The 16,941-nt window shown below is 71.6% G+C and carries 14 protein-coding genes and 1 pseudogene; 6 read left to right on the top strand and 9 right to left on the bottom strand.

The window, feature by feature from the left end; all coding sequences use genetic code 11:
- Positions 1 to 85 precede the first annotated feature (85 nt).
- From fahA to ACIQ7D_RS23615, 3 genes are all read right to left on the bottom strand, one after another.
- Positions 86 to 1,309, bottom strand: coding sequence for a fumarylacetoacetase (fahA, locus tag ACIQ7D_RS23625; RefSeq protein WP_403940546.1), 1,224 nt, complete (start codon positions 1,307 to 1,309; stop codon positions 86 to 88).
- Positions 1,310 to 1,474: 165 nt separating this feature from the next.
- The gene (locus ACIQ7D_RS23620; RefSeq protein WP_403940544.1) at positions 1,475 to 3,562 is read right to left on the bottom strand and encodes a CocE/NonD family hydrolase; all 2,088 of its coding nucleotides are present in this window, start codon (positions 3,560 to 3,562) and stop codon (positions 1,475 to 1,477) included.
- A 33-nt stretch (positions 3,563 to 3,595) separates the two neighbouring features.
- Positions 3,596 to 5,086 (bottom strand): peptide MFS transporter, encoded by a 1,491-nt coding sequence (locus tag ACIQ7D_RS23615; protein ID WP_403940621.1) that lies wholly within the window; start codon positions 5,084 to 5,086, stop codon positions 3,596 to 3,598.
- Positions 5,087 to 5,268: 182 nt separating this feature from the next.
- Between ACIQ7D_RS23615 and ACIQ7D_RS23610 the strand changes: the two genes are divergently transcribed.
- From ACIQ7D_RS23610 to ACIQ7D_RS23595, 4 genes are all read left to right on the top strand, one after another.
- Positions 5,269 to 6,279 carry a polyprenyl synthetase family protein gene (locus tag ACIQ7D_RS23610; protein WP_403940541.1) on the top strand — a complete coding sequence of 337 codons (1,011 nt, stop codon included), beginning with the start codon at positions 5,269 to 5,271 and terminating at the stop codon, positions 6,277 to 6,279.
- A gap of 442 nt (positions 6,280 to 6,721) precedes the next feature.
- Positions 6,722 to 8,020 carry an outer membrane lipoprotein carrier protein LolA gene (locus ACIQ7D_RS23605; RefSeq protein ID WP_403940539.1) on the top strand — a complete coding sequence of 433 codons (1,299 nt, stop codon included), beginning with the start codon at positions 6,722 to 6,724 and terminating at the stop codon, positions 8,018 to 8,020.
- Positions 8,021 to 8,160: 140 nt separating this feature from the next.
- Positions 8,161 to 9,132 (top strand): ATP-binding cassette domain-containing protein, encoded by a 972-nt coding sequence (locus ACIQ7D_RS23600; RefSeq protein ID WP_403940537.1) that lies wholly within the window; start codon positions 8,161 to 8,163, stop codon positions 9,130 to 9,132.
- Entirely contained in the window at positions 9,119 to 10,093 is a 975-nt protein-coding gene (locus ACIQ7D_RS23595; RefSeq protein ID WP_403940535.1) for an ABC transporter permease, read from the top strand. The genes ACIQ7D_RS23600 and ACIQ7D_RS23595 overlap by 14 nt, the downstream gene beginning before the upstream one ends.
- 70 nt (positions 10,094 to 10,163) lie before the next feature.
- Here the strand turns inward: ACIQ7D_RS23595 and ACIQ7D_RS23590 are convergent, their stop codons facing one another.
- Together ACIQ7D_RS23590 and ACIQ7D_RS23585 are read right to left on the bottom strand one after the other, a co-directional pair.
- Positions 10,164 to 11,207, bottom strand: a complete 1,044-nt coding sequence (locus ACIQ7D_RS23590) for a M28 family metallopeptidase (RefSeq protein ID WP_403940534.1) — start codon at positions 11,205 to 11,207, stop codon at positions 10,164 to 10,166.
- Positions 11,208 to 11,455: 248 nt separating this feature from the next.
- Positions 11,456 to 12,199: pseudogene (locus tag ACIQ7D_RS23585) on the bottom strand (helix-turn-helix transcriptional regulator); the annotation flags it as partial.
- A gap of 26 nt (positions 12,200 to 12,225) precedes the next feature.
- On the opposite strand from ACIQ7D_RS23585, the gene ACIQ7D_RS23580 reads away from it, so the two are divergent.
- The gene (locus ACIQ7D_RS23580) at positions 12,226 to 12,594 is read left to right on the top strand and encodes a VOC family protein (RefSeq protein ID WP_403940620.1); all 369 of its coding nucleotides are present in this window, start codon (positions 12,226 to 12,228) and stop codon (positions 12,592 to 12,594) included.
- Positions 12,595 to 12,696: 102 nt separating this feature from the next.
- On the opposite strand, the gene ACIQ7D_RS23575 is transcribed toward ACIQ7D_RS23580, so the two are convergent.
- The 3 genes from ACIQ7D_RS23575 to ACIQ7D_RS23565 all read right to left on the bottom strand — a co-directional run bounded on the left by ACIQ7D_RS23575 (position 12,697) and on the right by ACIQ7D_RS23565 (position 15,310).
- The gene (locus tag ACIQ7D_RS23575; protein WP_403940532.1) at positions 12,697 to 13,152 is read right to left on the bottom strand and encodes a VOC family protein; all 456 of its coding nucleotides are present in this window, start codon (positions 13,150 to 13,152) and stop codon (positions 12,697 to 12,699) included.
- Between the two features lie 67 nt (positions 13,153 to 13,219).
- Positions 13,220 to 14,242: an EamA family transporter RarD gene (gene rarD / locus ACIQ7D_RS23570; RefSeq protein ID WP_403940530.1), complete on the bottom strand. Its 1,023-nt coding sequence runs from the start codon at positions 14,240 to 14,242 to the stop codon at positions 13,220 to 13,222.
- Between the two features lie 207 nt (positions 14,243 to 14,449).
- Positions 14,450 to 15,310 carry an SDR family oxidoreductase gene (locus tag ACIQ7D_RS23565; protein WP_403940528.1) on the bottom strand — a complete coding sequence of 287 codons (861 nt, stop codon included), beginning with the start codon at positions 15,308 to 15,310 and terminating at the stop codon, positions 14,450 to 14,452.
- Positions 15,311 to 15,417: 107 nt separating this feature from the next.
- Here ACIQ7D_RS23565 and ACIQ7D_RS23560 point away from each other — a divergent pair, with 107 nt between their 5' ends.
- Positions 15,418 to 15,840, top strand: coding sequence for a winged helix-turn-helix transcriptional regulator (locus ACIQ7D_RS23560; protein WP_403940526.1), 423 nt, complete (start codon positions 15,418 to 15,420; stop codon positions 15,838 to 15,840).
- Between the two features lie 69 nt (positions 15,841 to 15,909).
- Here ACIQ7D_RS23560 and ACIQ7D_RS23555 read toward each other — a convergent pair whose 3' ends face one another.
- Positions 15,910 to 16,911, bottom strand: coding sequence for a 2-oxoacid:ferredoxin oxidoreductase subunit beta (locus ACIQ7D_RS23555; protein ID WP_403940618.1), 1,002 nt, complete (start codon positions 16,909 to 16,911; stop codon positions 15,910 to 15,912).
- Positions 16,912 to 16,941 lie beyond the last annotated feature (30 nt).

Raw genomic sequence — 16,941 nt, 5'->3', positions numbered from 1 at the left:
CGGCTCTCCCCAGGGTAACCGCCGGATACCGGATAAACCCCTACGAACGGGTGATCGGGTCACGTAGCGTTGACAGGGACGTGGCTCACGCGGCGGTGATGCGGCCCTTCACCTCGCCCAGGCCGACCTTCGTGCCGTCCGGGCCGGGGGCCCAGGCGGTCAGGGTGACCTCGTCGCCGTCCTCCAGGAAGGTGCGCTTGCCGCCGGGCAGTTCGACCGGCTCCGTACCGTTCCACGTCAGCTCCAGCAGACAGCCGCGCTGCTCGCGCGCGGGTCCGCTGACCGTGCCGGACGCGAAGACGTCCCCGGTGCGCAGGGAGGCGCCGTTGACGGTGAGATGGGCGAGCTGCTGCGCGGCGGTCCAGTACATCGTGGAGAACGGCGGCTCGGAGATCACCTCTCCGTTGAGCGCCACCGAGATCCGCAGGTCGAAACCGCCGGGCTCCTCGTCCTCCGCGTCATCCAGATAGGGGAGAACGGGGACCGCGCGCTCCGGGGGCGCCACCCGGGCCGCGTCCAGGGCCTCCAGCGGGGTCACCCACGCCGAGACCGAGGTGGCGAAGGACTTGCCGAGGAACGGGCCCAGCGGCACGTACTCCCAGGCCTGGATGTCCCGCGCCGACCAGTCGTTGAGGAGGGAAAGACCGAAGACATGGTCCCGGAAGGACGCCAGCTCCACCGGGGCGCCCTGCCGGGACGGCGTACCGATGACGAAGGCGACCTCCGCCTCGATGTCCAGCTTCGTGGAGGGCCCGAAGACCGGCGCCGGGTCGGCGGGCGCCTTGCGCTGGCCCGCCGGGCGCGTCACTTCCGTACCGGAGACGACGATCGTGCCGGCCCGTCCGTGGTAACCGATCGGGAGATGCTTCCAGTTGGGGGTCAGCGCCTCGCCGTCGGGGCGGAAGATGCGGCCCACGTTCGTGGCGTGGTGCTCGCTCGCGTAGAAGTCGACGTAGTCCGCGATCTCGTACGGCAGGTGCAGGGTGACCGCGCCCAGCGGATACAGCAGGGGCTCTATGTCGGCGCGGTGCGCGGGGACCGTGACCCAGGCGGTGAGCGCCCGGCGGACATCGCGCCAGGCCGTACGCCCCGCCGCCATCAGCGGGTTGAGGCTGGGCCTGGCCAGCAGCGCCGCGTACGGGGAGCCCAGCGCCAGCGCCGCCGCCCCCGCGTCGAGCACGTGGTCGCCGATGCGCACCCCGACCCGCCGTCGGTCGGGCTCGTCGGCGGTCGAGAAGACTCCGTACGGCAGGTTGTGCGGGCCGAAGGGGTCGCCCTCGGCGGTTTCGAGCGGGCTCTGCTCGGGCATCGGTGCTGCCTCGCTTTCCGGATCGATACGGGACACGTTACGTCGGTGTTGCCCAGCCGAGGCAGTAATAAAAGGTCCGTACGGATGGAAAGACCGAGGTGGGCGCGGGGGCGGGTGCGACAGCGCGTGCGGCGGCGGGGGGTGGCCGGGGCCGCCGTACCGGGGTCAGCCCGCCGTACGGGGGATTCGTTTCTCCCATGTCCGGTGGTGGACGATCTCCTCGCCGACGCGGCAGATCACCTCGTCCGTGGCGATGAAGTCGTCCGCGTCGCACCGGATCTCGGAGCGCGTCTCGACCCGGGTGTCCCAGGCCAGATCGGGCCGGTGGAGGCGGATCTCCCACCGGGAGAGGGTGTGCGCCGACAGCGGGTCGCGCTCCTGGATGGTGTACGTCTCCCGGGCGTCCTCGGAGAACTCCAGCCCGTCCGGGTAGAAGCGCGAGCCGCCGTAGCGCGGGTCGACCTCCAGCCGCCAGACGCCCTGGGCGACATCCCGTACCACCAGCCGCTCGGGACGCTCCTCGTCGAGCGTCGCGGGGAAGGAGACGCCCAGCGGCTCGGCCTGCTCCGGCGGTTCGAAGGAGATGGCCTCCGTGTCGGCCTCGGCGGGCGTACGGACGGGGAGGTCGAGCGAGCTGCCCGCCGGGTCGAGGGTGAACCCCGCCGACCGGGCCTGCGGCCAGATCCACGGCCAGTACGCGGAGGAGACGGCGAGCCGGATGCGGTGGCCGGGCGGGAAGGCGTGGCCGATGCCGTTCAGTTCGAAGGTGACGTCCTCGGTAGCTCCCTGCGGCCAGGGGTCGATCCGGTCGCGGCCGTGCCGGGCCGAGAGGTTGAGGACGCCGCGCGTGACCAGCGTGGAGGAGCCGTCCGGCGCGACGTCGCACAGCCGGGCGATCACCTGGCCGGCCGGGGCGTCCGCCCGGAGTCGCAGCCGGACGCGCGGACGCCCGAGGATCTCGATGCCGGACGCGCTCCCGGCCGCCTGCCCGGCCGCCTCGTCCGCCACCCGGAAGTCGCCCGTCACCCGGAAGTCGCCCGTCACCCGGAAGTCGAAACAGGCCGACCTGGCGTCCTCGTCGCGCTGGTCGGGCGGCAGATCCGCGTCGTTCCCGAACGGGAAGAAGCGGCCCGCGTCCAGACCGGTGTGTTGTGGCGAGTTGACGACAACCGGTTCCCCCTGGAAGGCGTACGGCGTCGGCGTGACGTTCGGGGAGGGCCACGCCCGGTCGCCGACCCAGCGGCCGGGCAGCTCGGGGTAGACCGTCGCGGGCGGGTGCGAGCCGCTGATCCAGGAGCGCAGCAGCGGCTCGTCCATCACCCCTGTCTCCCGCCCCTTGAGGTGCTGGTCCCACCAGCGCAGGGTCTCCTGGAGGAAGCCGATGGCCGGCCCGGGCGGCAGCCCCCGGTCCGGGTACTGGTGCGACCAGGGGCCGATCAGCCCCCGTACCCGCCCGGGATCGAGGTGTTCGACCAGCCGCAGCACGGTGTCCCGGTACGGGTCGTGCCAGCCGCCCACGGCCAGGACGGCGGCCCGGATCGCGCCGTACTCCTCGCTGACGCTGCCGTGCTTCCAGTAGGCGTCGCGGGTCTGGTGGTCCAGCCAGGTGTGCAGGAACGGTTCGACGGCGTCGAGGCGCCGCAGCCACATCTCCCGCCACGCGCTCCCCACGTACGCCGGGTCCGGCGGCCGGCAGACGAAGGCGAGCATCGTCGCCGCCCAGGCGTGCATGTCGACGGCGAGGACCGAACCGCCCATGTAGTGGACGTCGTTGTCGTACCGGTCGTCGGAGGAACAGACGGTGACGATCGCCGCCAGCGGTGCGGGGGCGAGGGCGGCGAGCTGGAGCGCGTTGAAACCGCCCCAGGAGATGCCGAACATGCCGACCTTCCCGGTGCACCAGGGCTGTGCGGCGAGCCAGTCGATCACCTCGACGCCGTCGGCCAGCTCGGTCGCGTCGTACTCGTCGCCGGGCAGCCCCTCGCTGTTGCCGTGCCCGCGCACGTCGACGCGTACGGAGGCGTAGCCGTGGCCCGCGTACCAGGGGTGGCGCTGGTGGTCGCGCGGCGCCGTCCAGTCGGTGAGCCGGTACGGGAGGTATTCGAGCAGTGCGGGGACGGGCTCGTCGGTGACGGGGCGCCAGACGCGCGCGTACAGCAGGGTGCCGTCGGCGAGGGGGATCCGTACGTCCTCGTGGGTGGTCCCGTACGGGAAGTCGGTGCGGACGGCGGGGGTGCGGACGGTGGGGGACATGCCGGTCACCTCGCTGGGGGAGTGGGACGGGGCTCAGTGGACGGGGTACATCGTGCGGCGCAGCCAGGGCGCCGCCGCGATCACGGCGAGGCCCGCCACGACCGCGACGGCCCCGTTGACGCCGAAGTACGCGGGCTGCGAGACCTGCCCGTAGAGCTTCACGGTCTGGGCCTGGATGCCGTTGGCGAGCGCCAGGGAGAGGAACCAGAGGGCCATGGTCTGGCCGGCGAACGCCCTCGGCGCGAGCTTGGTGGAGGCGGAGAGGCCGGAGGTCTCCACGAGGATGTCGCCGAGGCCGAGCAGCAGGTACGAGGCGACGATCCACCACGCGGCCATCCGGTAGTCGGTGCCGGTGTGCCCGGACGTCGGCAGGACCATCAGGAGGAAGGACAGCCCGCCGAGGATCACCCCGATGGCGATCTTGTTGGAGGCGTGCGGCTGGCGCGGGCCCATCCGTACCCAGACCGCGGCGACGACCGGCGCGAGCGCGACCTCGAAGGCGCCGAGCGCGGAGGCGTACCAGCCCGCGGGGAAGTGGAATCCGAGGATCGAGGTGTCGGCGTTGGTCGACGCGAGAAGGATCATTGTCGAGTACGCCTGGAAGAGGATGAAGTTGAAGAACACCGACGCGAGGAAGAGCACCACGTAGGGGCGGAGCCGGCCGCGCTCCTCGGCCGTCACACGCGGGCTGCGGAACATCACCACGAAGTAGACGACGGGCGCGACCACGGAGAGCACGGTGAGGATGTCGGCGAAGCGTCCGATGGTGAGCCATCCGGCGAGTGCGAGGGCCACGGCCACGACGGCCGTCATTGCCGCGCCCGCGATCATCAGCCGGACGGCACGGCGCAGGACGGCGGGTGCGAGCGCGAACTCGGCGGCGTGTTTGCGGCCGGCGAGATGGCGTCTGCCCGCCACGTACTGGATCAGGCCGAGGGTCATCCCGACGGCCGCGGCGGAGAATGCCCAGTGCCAGCTCACATGATCGCCGAGCCACCCCGTGACCAGCGGGCCGAGGAAGGCGCCGATGTTGATGCCCATGTAGTAGAGGGCGAAACCGGCGTCCCTGCGCTCGTCCTCCGTACGGTAGAGCTTGCCGACCAGGGCGGAGACGTTCGGCTTGAGCAGCCCCGTACCGGCGCTGATCAGGCCGAGCCCCACCCAGGTCATGGCGGCCGTGGGGACCGCCATGGCGTAGTGCCCGACGGCGATCAGGACGCCGCCCCAGAGGACACCGCGGTACGAGCCGAGGATCCGGTCGGCGAGCCAGCCGCCGGCGACCGAGAGCAGGTAGACGAGGGTCCCGTACGCCGCGGAGACGGAGGCGGCGGTGCCGGGCGCCATGCCCAGACCGCCGTCCTGGACGGTGGCGACGAAGTAGAGGACGAGGATGGCCTGCATGCCGAGGAACGAGAAGCGCTCCCAGACCTCCAGACCCGACAGGGTCGCCAGTCCCCGGGGGTGGCCGAGGAAGGCGCGGTCGTCGCCCGGCGGGGGTTGCCCGTCGGGTTGCTCGTCGTTCACTTCGGGGCCGGTCGTCGTTCCGGGCAAAAGGGCTGCTCCTGGTCGAAAGGTCGATCCCGAACATACCGGCGGAGCCGGGAAGGCGCCCATGGTGATCGAAACGCGACCGGATACGCTGACTTGAGTGATGGCAGCGACACATCGGCAATCCGTGTGATCGTCAGCAGACAGGAGTACCTCTCGTGACCGTCGTCGGGCCGTTCGGGCTGAGCGTGCGGGACCAGGCTCTTGAGGCCGATGTCCAGACCGGATTGGCGGCTGTCGAGGCGGGGCTCCTCGATGCCACCAAGAGCGAGGTGCCCTTCATCACGGAGGCCGCTCAGCACCTCGTACGGGCGGGCGGCAAACGATTCCGGCCGCTGTTGGTCATGCTCGCGTCACAATTCGGGGATCCGTACGCGCCCGGGGTCGTCCCGGCCGCCGTCGTCGTCGAGTTGACGCATCTCGCGACGCTCTACCACGACGACGTCATGGACGAGGCCGAGGTACGCCGCGGGGTGGAGAGCGCCAACGCCCGGTGGGACAACTCGGTCGCCGTCCTCACGGGTGATTTCCTCTTCGCCCGCGCGTCGCACCTGGTGGCGGACCTGGGCCCGGTGGCCGTCCGGGTCCAGGCGGAGGCGTTCGAACGGCTGGTGACGGGCCAGATCCTGGAGACGGCGGGCCCGCGCGGCGGCATCGACCCCGTCAGCCACTACCTCGACGTCATCGGCGGCAAGACGGGCTCGCTGATCACGGTCGCCGGGCGCTTCGGCGCGATGATGTCCGGCGCCGACGAGACGGTCGTCGAAGTCCTCACCCAGTACGGGGAACGGCTCGGCGTCGCCTTCCAGCTCGCCGACGACGTCCTCGACATCGCCAGCGACTCCCACGAGTCCGGCAAGACCCCCGGCACCGACCTGCGCGAGGGCATCCCGACCCTGCCGGTCCTGCTGCTGCGCGCCCAGGCCGAGCAGTACGGCAGGCCGGAGGACCTGGCCCTGGTCGAGCTGCTGGACGGCGACCTCGCGGACGACGGGCGGCTCGCCGAGGCGCTGCGGCTGCTCCGCGCGCATCCGGCGCTGGAGCAGGCGCGACGGGACACGGTGCGGTACGCGGAGGAGGCGCGGGCGACGCTGGCGCCGCTGCCGGAGTGCTACGCGAAGTCGGCGCTGGTGGAGCTGTGCGACGCGGTGGTCCACCGCGCGGGCTGACCGCCACGGCCAGGGCCTCTCGTTTGGATCTTGCTGGGCTCGCGTGCCCTGGCACCGCGTCTCGCGGCGTTGACGGCGGATACGGGGGCGCCGACGCTCACGCGTCGCCTCCCTCCTCCGCCTTGCGATCCACGGCACCAGACCCCGCTCCCTGACCCAGCCAGATCCAAACGAAAGACCCTAGGCGTGCGCCCCGGCGTCCTCACCCGCCCGGCGCAGGCGTACCCCGTTCGGCGTGCCGTCCCCTACGGGTCGGCGGAGTCATCTCATCCGCATGTCATCCCAGAGCAGTACGACAAGTTGAGCCCGGGGTCTGACGCTTACGCACCCCCGATTTGGTCAGATGGACAACACCACTCCTGACCAATTCGGGTGAGAATGGCGGCGGGGGGTGGACAAGTACAACGGACGGAAGGCCGCCGACCACGGAGGTAGGGCACACATGGCACCGAACGACAGCGCACCGGCGACCGAGGAGAGGGAGCCCGGCGCCGTCCGCCGCAAGGCGACACGTTACGCGCTCCCCGTCGCGGTGGCGGGGGTGGCCGCGGCGACCATCGGACTCGTTCCGGCGCTCGCCGCGACGGGTGACCCGGAACTGCCGAAGATCAGCGCACAGCAGCTCATCGAGAAGATCGCCGCGTCGGACACCGAGCAGCTCTCCGGCACGGTCAAGATCAGTACGGATCTGGGTATCCCGGCACTGGACAACCTGAGCGACCTGGCGGGCTCGTTCGCCCCGGAGGCCCAGGGCAAGGGCTCGGGCGGCGGCGCCGCGTCGGCGGACCCCGGCACCAGGCTGACGGAGCTGGCCACCGGCACGCACACCCTGCGGGTGGCGACGGACGGCCCCGACAAGCAGCGGCTGTCGGTCCTCGACGACACCTCCGAGTACAGCCTGATCCACAACGGCGACGAGGTCTGGGCCTACGACAGCGGCTCCAACACGGCCTACCACGCGACCGCTCCGAAGGGCGAGAAGGGTGCCGAGGGCGAGAAGGGCGCGAAGGGCCATGACGGCTCCGGGGGCAAGGACCAGGGCGCCGTCACCCCCAAGGACTTCGCCGAGCAGGCGCTGAAGGCCGCGGGCGACACCACCTCGGTGACCGTCGGCGGAACGTCGAAGGTGGCCGGGCGCGACGCGTACCGGCTGGTGATCAAGCCCGAGCAGAGCGGTTCCACGGTCGGCTCCATCACGGTCGCGGTGGACGCCAAGACGGGGACGCCGCTCAAGTTCACGCTGGCGCCCAGCAGCGGCGGCAAGGCCGTGGTCGACGTCGGCTTCACGAAGGTCGACTTCGCCAAGCCCGCCGCCGGCACTTTCGACTTCACGCCCCCCAAGGGCGCGAAGGTGACGGAGGCGAGCGACGCGGACAAGGCGGCGGGAGCGCACGGACCGGACCAGGCGGGCAAGGAACTGCCGCTGGGCCCCGGCGCACTCGGTGAGCTGGGCGCGCTCGGCGGTGCGAAGGGCGACACCAAGGTCATCGGGAAGGGCTGGAGCTCGGTGTACGTGCTGACGTCACCCGAGGGTGCCAACGGCGCGGCGAAGCCGGAGAACGCCCCGGCCGAGGCGCAGCAGTTCCTGGACGCGCTCGGCGACAAGGTCACCGGGAAGTTCGGCTCGGGGACGGTCTTCCAGACCCGTATCGTCAACGCGCTGATGACCGACGACGGCAAGGTCTACGTCGGCGCTGTCACCAAGGACGCGCTGGTCAAGGCCGCAGACCAGGCCAAGTGACGCCGTAGCGTTCCGCCCCGCCGCAGGAACCGCGCGGCGGGGCGGAACGCTGACCGGGCCCGGTCCGTTCTCGGGAGGGCACCACGGACGGGACGCCCCGGGACACGGCGCCACCGGCCGGGGAGAAGGGGGGCAGCGGGATGACAGCGGTACCCGCACCGGCACCCGCGGCGGTCATCGAGACGCGCGGTCTGACCAAGCGGTACGGCGGCGGTCAGCTCGCCGTCGACCACCTCGACCTGGCGGTGCCCGCGGGCAGCGTCTTCGGCTTCCTCGGGCCCAACGGCTCCGGCAAGACCACCACCATCCGGATGCTGATGGGCCTGATCGAGCCCACGGCCGGCTCGGCCACCCTCCTCGGCCACCGCATGCCGCGCGCCGCCCGCACCGTTCTGCCCCGGGTGGGGGCGCTGATCGAGGGGCCCGCGCTGTACGGGCATCTGAGCGGCCGCGACAATCTCGTACGGTACGACTCCGCCGACCCCACGGCCGATCCCCGGACCCGCGCGGCCCGCGTGACCGGGGCGCTGGAGCGGGTCGGGCTGACGGCGGCGGCGGGCAAGAAGGCGAAGGCGTACTCCCTGGGGATGAAACAGCGGCTCGGGCTGGCCTCCGCGCTGCTGCGGCCCCGCGACCTGCTGGTGCTGGACGAACCGACGAACGGGCTCGACCCGCAGGGCATGCGGGAGATCAGGACGCTGGTGCGGGAGCTGGCCGCGGACGGCACGACGGTCTTCCTCTCCTCGCACCTCCTCGACGAGATCGAACAGGTCTGCAGCCATGTCGCCGTGATGAACCAGGGGAAGCTGATCACCCAGGGGACGGTCGCCGAGCTGGCGGCCGGCACCCGGGGCAGACTCGCCGTCACGACCCCGGACCCGGGCGAGGCGGCCCGGGTGCTCAAGGAGCACGGGGTCACGGATGTGACGGTGGCGGGAGACCGTGTCACCGGCGAGCTGCCGGCCGGCGAGGACGGACCGGCGGACCCCGCCGATCTCAACGCCGCGCTGGTCGGCGCGGGGGTACGGGTACGCGCCTTCGGCCAGGAGCGCGCCTCACTGGAGGACGCCTTTGTCGCGCTGACGGGGGAGGGGTTCGATGTCGCGGGCTGACGCGGGTACGGGGACGGGCGCCGGACGGGCTTCCGGGTCGGTCACAGAACCGGGGCCTGAGCCGGGGCCCGAGCGCGCTCCGTACGGAGGGGCCCGCGAGCCGGGCGCCGAGGCCGGGGCGACGCGGCTGCTGTGGACGTTCGGGCTGCTCCGCTCCGAGCTGACGGTCACCTTCCGGCGCTGGCGGACCCTCGCCCTGCTGGGCGTGCTGGCCGCCGTCCCCGTCCTCATCGGCATCGCGGTGAAGATCGAGACGGGCGACGGCGGGGGCGGTGGCGGCCGGGGCGGCGGGCCCGCCTTTATCGGGCAGGTCACCAACAACGGGCTGTTCCTGGTCTTCGCCGCGCTCGCCGCGACGCTGCCCGTCTTCCTCCCGATGGCGGTCGGCGTCATAGCCGGCGACGCGATCGCGGGCGAGGCCAACGGCGGGACGCTGCGCTATCTGCTGGTCGCCCCGGCGGGCCGCACCCGGCTGCTGCTCGTCAAGTACGCCTCCACCCTGGCGTTCTGCCTGGTCGCGACGGTGGTCGTGGCCGCGTCCGCGCTCGCCGTCGGGGCGCTGCTCTTCCCGCTCGGGGATGTCACCACGATCTCCGGCGTCCGGATCTCCTTCGGCGAGGGCATGGTGCGGGCGCTGCTGATCGCGCTGGTCGTGGCGGCCTCGCTGATCGGGTTCGCGGCGCTCGGGCTCTTCATATCGACCCTGACCACCAGCGGGATCGCGGCGATGGCGGCCACGGTCGGGCTGCTGATCACGGTGCAGATCCTGGACGCGATCCCGCAGCTCCACGCCGTACAGCCATATCTCTTCTCGCACCACTGGCTGTCCTTCGCGGACCTGCTCCGCCAGCCCGTCCTCTGGGACGGCATCGTCGAGAACCTGGGGCTCCAGGCGCTGTACGCGGCGGTGTTCGGCTCGGCGGCCTGGGCGCGCCTGACGACGCGGGACATCACGACCTGAGGGCCGCCGGACGGCGAAGCCTCTCCCGTACGCACCGGTGGCGTACGGGAGAGGCGCGACGCGAGAGGTCCTAGGCGGCGCCGGAGAGCGTCCAGACCGCGTAGGCGATGGCGTCGCTGTTGCGGTCGAGGGCCGTGTCGTTGATGTTCGACAGGCTGTCGCACGAGCGGTGGTAGCAGGCGTCGAAGGCGCGCCCGGAGGTGCCGCCCCACTTCTGCGCCTGCGCCGCGGTCTTGATGTAGTCGGCGCCGCTGAAGAGCCCGCCGACCGGGATGCCCACGTTCTTGAACGGGGCGTGGTCGGAGCGGCCGTCGCCCTCGGTCTCGATCTCCGTGGCGATGCCGAGGCCCGCGTAGTAGTTCTTGAAGGTCTGCTCGATCGTCGGGTCGTCGTCGTACACGAAGTAGCCCGGGTTCGGACTGCCGACCATGTCGAAGTTCAGATAGCCGCTGATCTTCGCGCGCTCGGCGGTCGGCAGGTTGTTCACGTAGTACCGCGATCCGACAAGCCCCAGCTCCTCCGCACCCCACCAGGCGAACCGGAGGTGCTTGGTCGGCTTGAGCTGGGCACGGGAGACGGCGAGCGCGGTCTCCAGGATGGCGGCCGAGCCGGAGCCGTTGTCGTTCATCCCGGCGCCCGCGGTGACGGAGTCGAGGTGCGACCCGGCCATGACGATCTGGTTCGCGTTGCCGCCGGGCCAGTCGGCGATCAGGTTGTAGCCGGTGGCGCCACCGGACGTGAACTGCTGTACGGAGGTGGTGAACCCGGCCGCGTCCAGCTTGCCCTTCACATAGTTCAGCGAGGCGAGATAGCCGGCGCGGCCGTGGGCGCGGTTGCCGCCGTTGGCGGCGGCGATCGACGAGAGCTGAGTGAGGTGCGCCTTGACGTTGGCGAGCGGGATGTCGGGCGCGGCCAGCACGGCGGACGGGGCGGACGCACGGGCGGGGGCCTGTGCCGACTGGGCGGGGGCTGCGGCGCCGAGGAGCCCGACGAGAGCGAGCCCGGTGGCCGCGGCGGTCGCGGCGGCGGTGGTCCTGCGGCCGGGTACGCGGCCGGGTATGCCGCCGGGTATGGAGCTGGTCGTGCGGCGCGTGCCAGGAACGGAGAGCTTCATGTGGGGGCTCCGGATTCCGAACGGGGACAGGAAAGGACGGAACGTGCGGGACGCCCCACGGCATGGGTGGCGTGGGGCGTTGAAGCTGCTGGAGCGAGCTGGGGGTGCTGGAGCTGTTGGTGCGGCGTGCGTGCTGAATGCTGGGGGAGAGCTTGACTCCCCGTCAAGAGCGAAGACCGGTCAGAAGGGTTCGCTGAACGGACACGCCCGCCGGGCCCACCACCGGATGCCGTGCGGGAGGTGACGGATCACGGTGTCGGGCCGGTCTCCGGTCCTGTAGTGCGCGCGGCGCGGGTGTAGCGGGTGGCGAGGTCCGCGAAGGCCGCGGCCAGTGGGGGCGGGTCGATGACGTCGACCTCGGTGTCGAAGCGGCCGAGAGCGGTGGCGAGTCCGGTCCATGACCAGGAGCCGAGGGTGAGCCGGCAGTGGTGCGGGCCGAGCTCCTCGACGATTCCGTCCCGGGCGAAGGGCACGACGTCGGCGGCCGGCAGATGGAGGACGACCTCGCCCCGGCAGGGCCAGTCGGTGCTGGTGCCGTCGTTGCCGCGGAACCGGCTGGTGATGAAGGTGGAGACGGTACCGCCGGGAAGCTCGCGCGGGGTGAAGCGCGGGCCGGTGGGGGTACGGGGCCGGATGCGGTCGACGCGGAAGACGCGCCAGTTCTCACGGTGGAGGTCCCAGGCCACGAGATACCAGCGATGACGCCACGTCACCAGGTGGTGGGGGTGCACCCGGCGGGGGGCGTCGGCCGGGGCGCCCAGAGTGCCCGGGCCCGGGGCGTAGTCGAAGCGCAGCTCCTCGCGGGCGTGGATGACACGGCTCAGCTCCATCAGGACCTGGGCGTCGACCTGGGCGGTGTCGTCGGCCGCGGGCAGCTGTACGGCGGTGACGCGCAGCAGGTCGATACGGTGGCGCAGGCGGGGCGGCATCACCTGGCGGAGGGTGGCCAGGGCACGGGCGGCGTCCTCCGCGACGGCGGTGCCGGCGGCCGCGGGTCCGGGGCGCCGCACGTGAGGCACTGGACTTCTACCGGTCCGTCTTCGGCGGCCGTACCGTCGCCGTCACCTACAAGGACGCGGGCGCCGTCCGGAACGAGAGCGAGGCGGACCGGGTGATGTGGGGCGAGGTGGCCGGCGACAACGGCTTCCACGTCATGGCCTACGACGTGCCCTCGTCGCTGCCCTGGAACCAGGGCGAGAACCCGTTCTTCGTCTCCGTGCGCGGCGACGACGCCGAGGAGATCAGCGCCCTGTGGGGCAAGCTCGCCGAGGGCTCGACCGTGGTGCGCCCGCTGGAGCCCGCGCAGTGGGCGCCGCTGTACGGCATGGTCACCGACCGCTTCGGAGTCACCTGGGTCCTGGATGTCACCGCTCCGTACAACGGCTGAACGGACACGTAACGAAGCGGAAGGAAGAGGCCATCGTGCGGATGCGGATGCGGATGCGGATGTGGTTCGCTCCACGGGGTCCGCAGTTCCGCGTTCCGCTGGTCAGTGCAGGCAGAACTCTCCGCCCTCCGGGTCGGCCATGACGATCCATTCGCCGCCCGGCTCCCGCACCCGGCGCAGTACCGTCGCGCCCAGCGCCGTCAGGCGCTCGGCCTCCGCGTCGCGCGTGCCCGGGGCGGCGTGCACGTCGAGGTGGAGGCGGTTCTTGCCGGTCTTGGGTTCCGGGACGCGCTGGAAGAGGATGCGGCGGCCGAGGCCGGTGCCGGTGCGCTCGTCGTGCGGGTCGTCAGGATGGCGGACGGCGACCAGGTCCCGCCAGGCGCGGCGCCCGCGCACGGTCACGACATCGGCGTCCGACGCGTGACTGTGGGCCAGCAGACCCTCGATGAGCGTGCTGTTGTCCTCGACGAGGTAGCCGAGGGTCGCGGCCCAGAACTCCGCCTGGGCGTGCGGGTCGGCGGCGTCGGCGACGACTTTCCAGTGCAGAGGTGGTGTCATGCCCTCATTTATAGACGGGGGTACTGACAACGCCCCGGGTCCCGCACGCCCCGTGCGCCACCCGAGGTCAGCGCTCCGGGTCTCCGGTCGCCGGTTCCGGGGTGAGTGGCGGGGTGGTGAGGGCGATGGCCGGCGGGGTGGCCGGCGGCGCGGGCCCGTCCGTCTTCTCCCGGGCGCGGGCCGTCAGCCGTACTGCCTCCGCCCGCGTCCTGCGCGCCGTCCGCAGCGCGTCCCAGGTCAGGATCGTCAGCGCCAGCCACACCAGCGAGAAGCCCGCCCAGCGCTCGGCCGGCATCGCCTCGTGGAAGTAGAGGACGCCCAGCAGGAACTGGAAGACCGGCGCCAGGTACTGGAGCAGCCCCAGCGTCGACAGCGGTACGCGGATCGCCGCCGCGCCGAAGCAGATCAGCGGCACGGCCGTGACGAGCCCGGTCGACGCCAGCAGCGCGAGATGGCCGGGGCCCTCCGAGCCGGCGGTGGCCGAGCCGGTCGTGCCCAGCCAGACCAGATAGCCGAGGGCGGGCAGGAACAGCACCGCGGTCTCCGCCGACAGCGACTCCAGGCCGCCGAGGTTGACCTTCTTCTTGGCCAGACCGTACGTCGCGAACGAGAAGGCCAGCGTCAGCGAGACCCACGGGGGCCGCCCGGCCCCCACGGCGAGCACCACCACCGCCGAGAACCCGATGAAGACCGCCGCCCACTGGGCGGGACGCAGCCGCTCCTTGAGCAGCAGCACGCCCATGGCGATGGTCACCAGCGGGTTGATGAAGTATCCCAGGGACGCCTCGACCACATGGCCGGCGTTGACCGACCAGATGTAGACGCCCCAGTTGACGGTGATCGTGGCGGCTGCCAGTGTGATGAGCGCCAGCTTGCGGGGCTGCCGCAGCAGTTCGGGCAGCCAGGCCCAGCGGCGCAGCGCCAGCAGCGCGAGCGCCACGAAGGCCAGCGACCAGACCATCCGGTGGGCCAGGATCTCCATCGCCCCGGCCGGCTTGAGGAGCGGCCAGAACATCGGGACCAGTCCCCACATCCCGTAGGCACCGATCCCGTACAGCAGGCCCGTCCGCTGTTCGTTCTCCGACTTCACTGACCCTCCCCGTCCCGCGCGCCGCCCCGAGCCCGCCTCCGAAAAGGTAGCGGGGCACGGGGTGCGGTGTCATGTCCGTATCGTCATACGGTCATGACGGGTGCGAGGCCGGGCGCGGGGCCGAGAATGACACTCGGAACGAGCCCCGGAACGAGACCCGGAATGAGCCCTGGAACGAGACCGGACCAGGGAGAGCCGGGCGGGCCGTCAGGCCTTGAGCGCCTCGGCGATCGTGTCGGCGAGCGGTGTGGTCGGCCGGCCCGCGAGCCGCGCCAGCTCGCCCGACGTGCCCGCGAGGCGGCCGCGCTCGATCGCGTGGTCCACGTCGGCGAGGATCGCCGCCATCGGCTCGGGCACCCCGGCGCCGGTCAGGATCTCCCGCAGGGCCTCGGTCGGCACACTGGTGTACGCGATGGTCCTGCCGGTCTGGCGCGACAGCTCCGCCGCGTACTCGGCGAAGGACCACGCGGTGTCGCCGCTCAGCTCGTACGCCTTGTTCAGGTGGCCCTCGCCGGTCAGTACGGCGGCGTCCGCGGCGGCGTAGTCCGCGCGGGTCGCGGCGGCGACCCGGCCCTCGCCCGCGGCGGCGACGACGGCGTCGTGCTCCAGCACGGGCGCCAGGTTCTCGGTGTAGTTCTCGGTGTACCAGCCGTGGCGCAGGAAGGTGTACGGCAGCCCCGATTCGAGGATGAGCCGCTCGGTCACATGGTGCTCCTCGGCCAGGTCGAAGTCGGCGTCCGGGCCGCCGAGGACACCGGTGTACGCGAGCTGGGCGACGCCCGCCGCCTTCGCGGCGTCGATGGCGGCACCGTGCTGGGCCGCGCGCTTGCCGACCTCGCTGCCGGAGATCAGCAGTACCCGGTCACCCGCCCGGAAGGCGTCCTTCAGCGACGCGGGGTCGTCGTAGTCGGCGACGCGCAGCTCGACCCCGCTCGCCACCAGGCTCGCGGCCTTCTCCTTGTTCCGTACGACGGCGGCGATCCCGTCGGCCGGGACGTCCGCGGCCAGCAGGGCCTCGATGACCAGACGGCCGAGGTGTCCGGTGGCTCCGGTGACGACGATGCTCATGGGGTCTCTCCAGTTCGTGCGGGGGGTGGTGCCTGTGCGCGTTCTTCACTCACCCTACGGATGACACTAACTTCGGGAAAGTACCCACTTCAAAGTAAGGTACTGGCATGGACGTAAGCATGAAGCCCGATGTGAACCGGCAGATGTGCCCCTCCCGGCTGATCCTTGAGCACGTCACCAGCCGCTGGGGCGTCCTCGTCCTCGCCGCGCTGCTGGAGCGCTCGTACCGCTTCAGCGAGCTGCGCCGCGAGATCGGCGGCGTCAGCGAGAAGATGCTCGCGCAGACACTCCAGACCCTGGAGCGCGACGGCTTCGTCCATCGTGACGCCAAGCCCGTCATCCCGCCACGCGTCGACTACACGCTGACCGCGCTGGGGCAGGAGGCCGCCGAGCAGGTGTGGGCGCTGGCGCGGTGGACGGAGCGGCGCGCGGAGGACGTGCTCAAGGCCCGGCAGGTGTACGACGAGGCCCGCACCGATGTGAACGGCGCGCCCCGGACAAGTTCACACGACGAGGCCCGGACCTCCTAGTACGTAACAGGAGATCCGGGCCTCGTAAGGAGCGGCCTCGTAAGGAGCGGCCTCGTGAGGAGCGCCGCGTCAGCCGACGACCGTCCAGGTGTCGCCGCCCGCGAGCATCGCCGACAGGTCGCCCTTGCCGCGTTGCTCGACGGCCGTGTCGAGCTGCTCCGACATCAGCGTGTCGTACACCGGTCGCTTCACGCTGCGCAGCACCCCGATCGGCGTGTGGTGCAGCGTGTCCGCGTCCGCGAGCCGCGAGAGCGCGAACGCCGTGGTCGGACTGGCGGCGTGCGCGTCGTGGACGAGGATGTGCGACTCGTTCTCCGGGGTGACGGGCACGACCTGGAGATCGCCGGTGGCCCGGTCCCGGATCACGCCCTTCGAGCCGCCCGCGCCGAAGCGGATCGGCTGCCCGTGCTCCAGCCGGATCACGGCCTCCTCGGCCTTCTCCTTGTCCTTGAGGACCTCGAAGGCGCCGTCGTTGAAGATGTTGCAGTTCTGGTAGATCTCCACCAGCGCCGTACCGGGGTGTTCCGCGGCCTGTCTCAGCACCTCCGTGAGGTGCTTGCGGTCCGAGTCGACCGTACGGGCCACGAAGGAGGCCTCCGCGCCGATCGCCAGTGACACCGGGTTGAAGGGTGCGTCGAGCGAGCCCATCGGGGTCGACTTGGTGATCTTCCCGACCTCGGAGGTGGGGGAGTACTGCCCCTTGGTCAGTCCGTAGATCCGGTTGTTGAACAGCAGGATCTTCAGATTGACGTTCCGGCGCAGCGCGTGGATGAGGTGGTTGCCGCCGATGGAGAGCGCGTCACCGTCGCCCGTGACCACCCAGACCGAGAGATCGCGGCGCGAGGTCGCGAGCCCGGTGGCGATCGCGGGGGCGCGGCCGTGGATGGAGTGCATCCCATACGTGTTCATGTAGTACGGGAAGCGGGAGGAGCAGCCGATGCCGGAGACGAAGACGATGTTCTCCTTGGCCAGGCCCAGCTCGGGCATGAAGCCCTGGACCGCGGCCAGCACCGCGTAGTCGCCGCAGCCGGGGCACCAGCGCACTTCCTGGTCCGACTTGAAGTCCTTCATGGTCTGCTTGGCCGTGGCCTTGGGGACCAG

The sequence above is a fragment of the Streptomyces sp. NPDC096310 genome, assembly GCF_044763125.1.
Classification (GTDB): Bacteria; Actinomycetota; Actinomycetes; order Streptomycetales; family Streptomycetaceae; genus Streptomyces.
This window is presented reverse-complemented; position numbering and strand designations above follow the sequence as displayed.

Bases quoted from the DNA above. Each gene is read 5' to 3' on its own strand.
- fahA (WP_403940546.1), bottom strand. From the start codon at position 1,309: ATGCCCGAGCAGAGCCCGCTCGAAACCGCCGAGGGCGACCCCTTCGGC.
- ACIQ7D_RS23620 (WP_403940544.1), bottom strand. From the start codon at position 3,562: ATGTCCCCCACCGTCCGCACCCCCGCCGTCCGCACCGACTTCCCGTAC.
- ACIQ7D_RS23605 (WP_403940539.1), top strand. From the start codon at position 6,722: ATGGCACCGAACGACAGCGCACCGGCGACCGAGGAGAGGGAGCCCGGC.
- ACIQ7D_RS23600 (WP_403940537.1), top strand. From the start codon at position 8,161: ATGACAGCGGTACCCGCACCGGCACCCGCGGCGGTCATCGAGACGCGC.
- ACIQ7D_RS23595 (WP_403940535.1), top strand. From the start codon at position 9,119: ATGTCGCGGGCTGACGCGGGTACGGGGACGGGCGCCGGACGGGCTTCC.
- ACIQ7D_RS23590 (WP_403940534.1), bottom strand. From the start codon at position 11,207: ATGAAGCTCTCCGTTCCTGGCACGCGCCGCACGACCAGCTCCATACCC.
- ACIQ7D_RS23575 (WP_403940532.1), bottom strand. From the start codon at position 13,152: ATGACACCACCTCTGCACTGGAAAGTCGTCGCCGACGCCGCCGACCCG.
- ACIQ7D_RS23565 (WP_403940528.1), bottom strand. From the start codon at position 15,310: ATGAGCATCGTCGTCACCGGAGCCACCGGACACCTCGGCCGTCTGGTC.
- ACIQ7D_RS23560 (WP_403940526.1), top strand. From the start codon at position 15,418: ATGGACGTAAGCATGAAGCCCGATGTGAACCGGCAGATGTGCCCCTCC.
- ACIQ7D_RS23555 (WP_403940618.1), bottom strand. From the start codon at position 16,911: ATGAAGGACTTCAAGTCGGACCAGGAAGTGCGCTGGTGCCCCGGCTGC.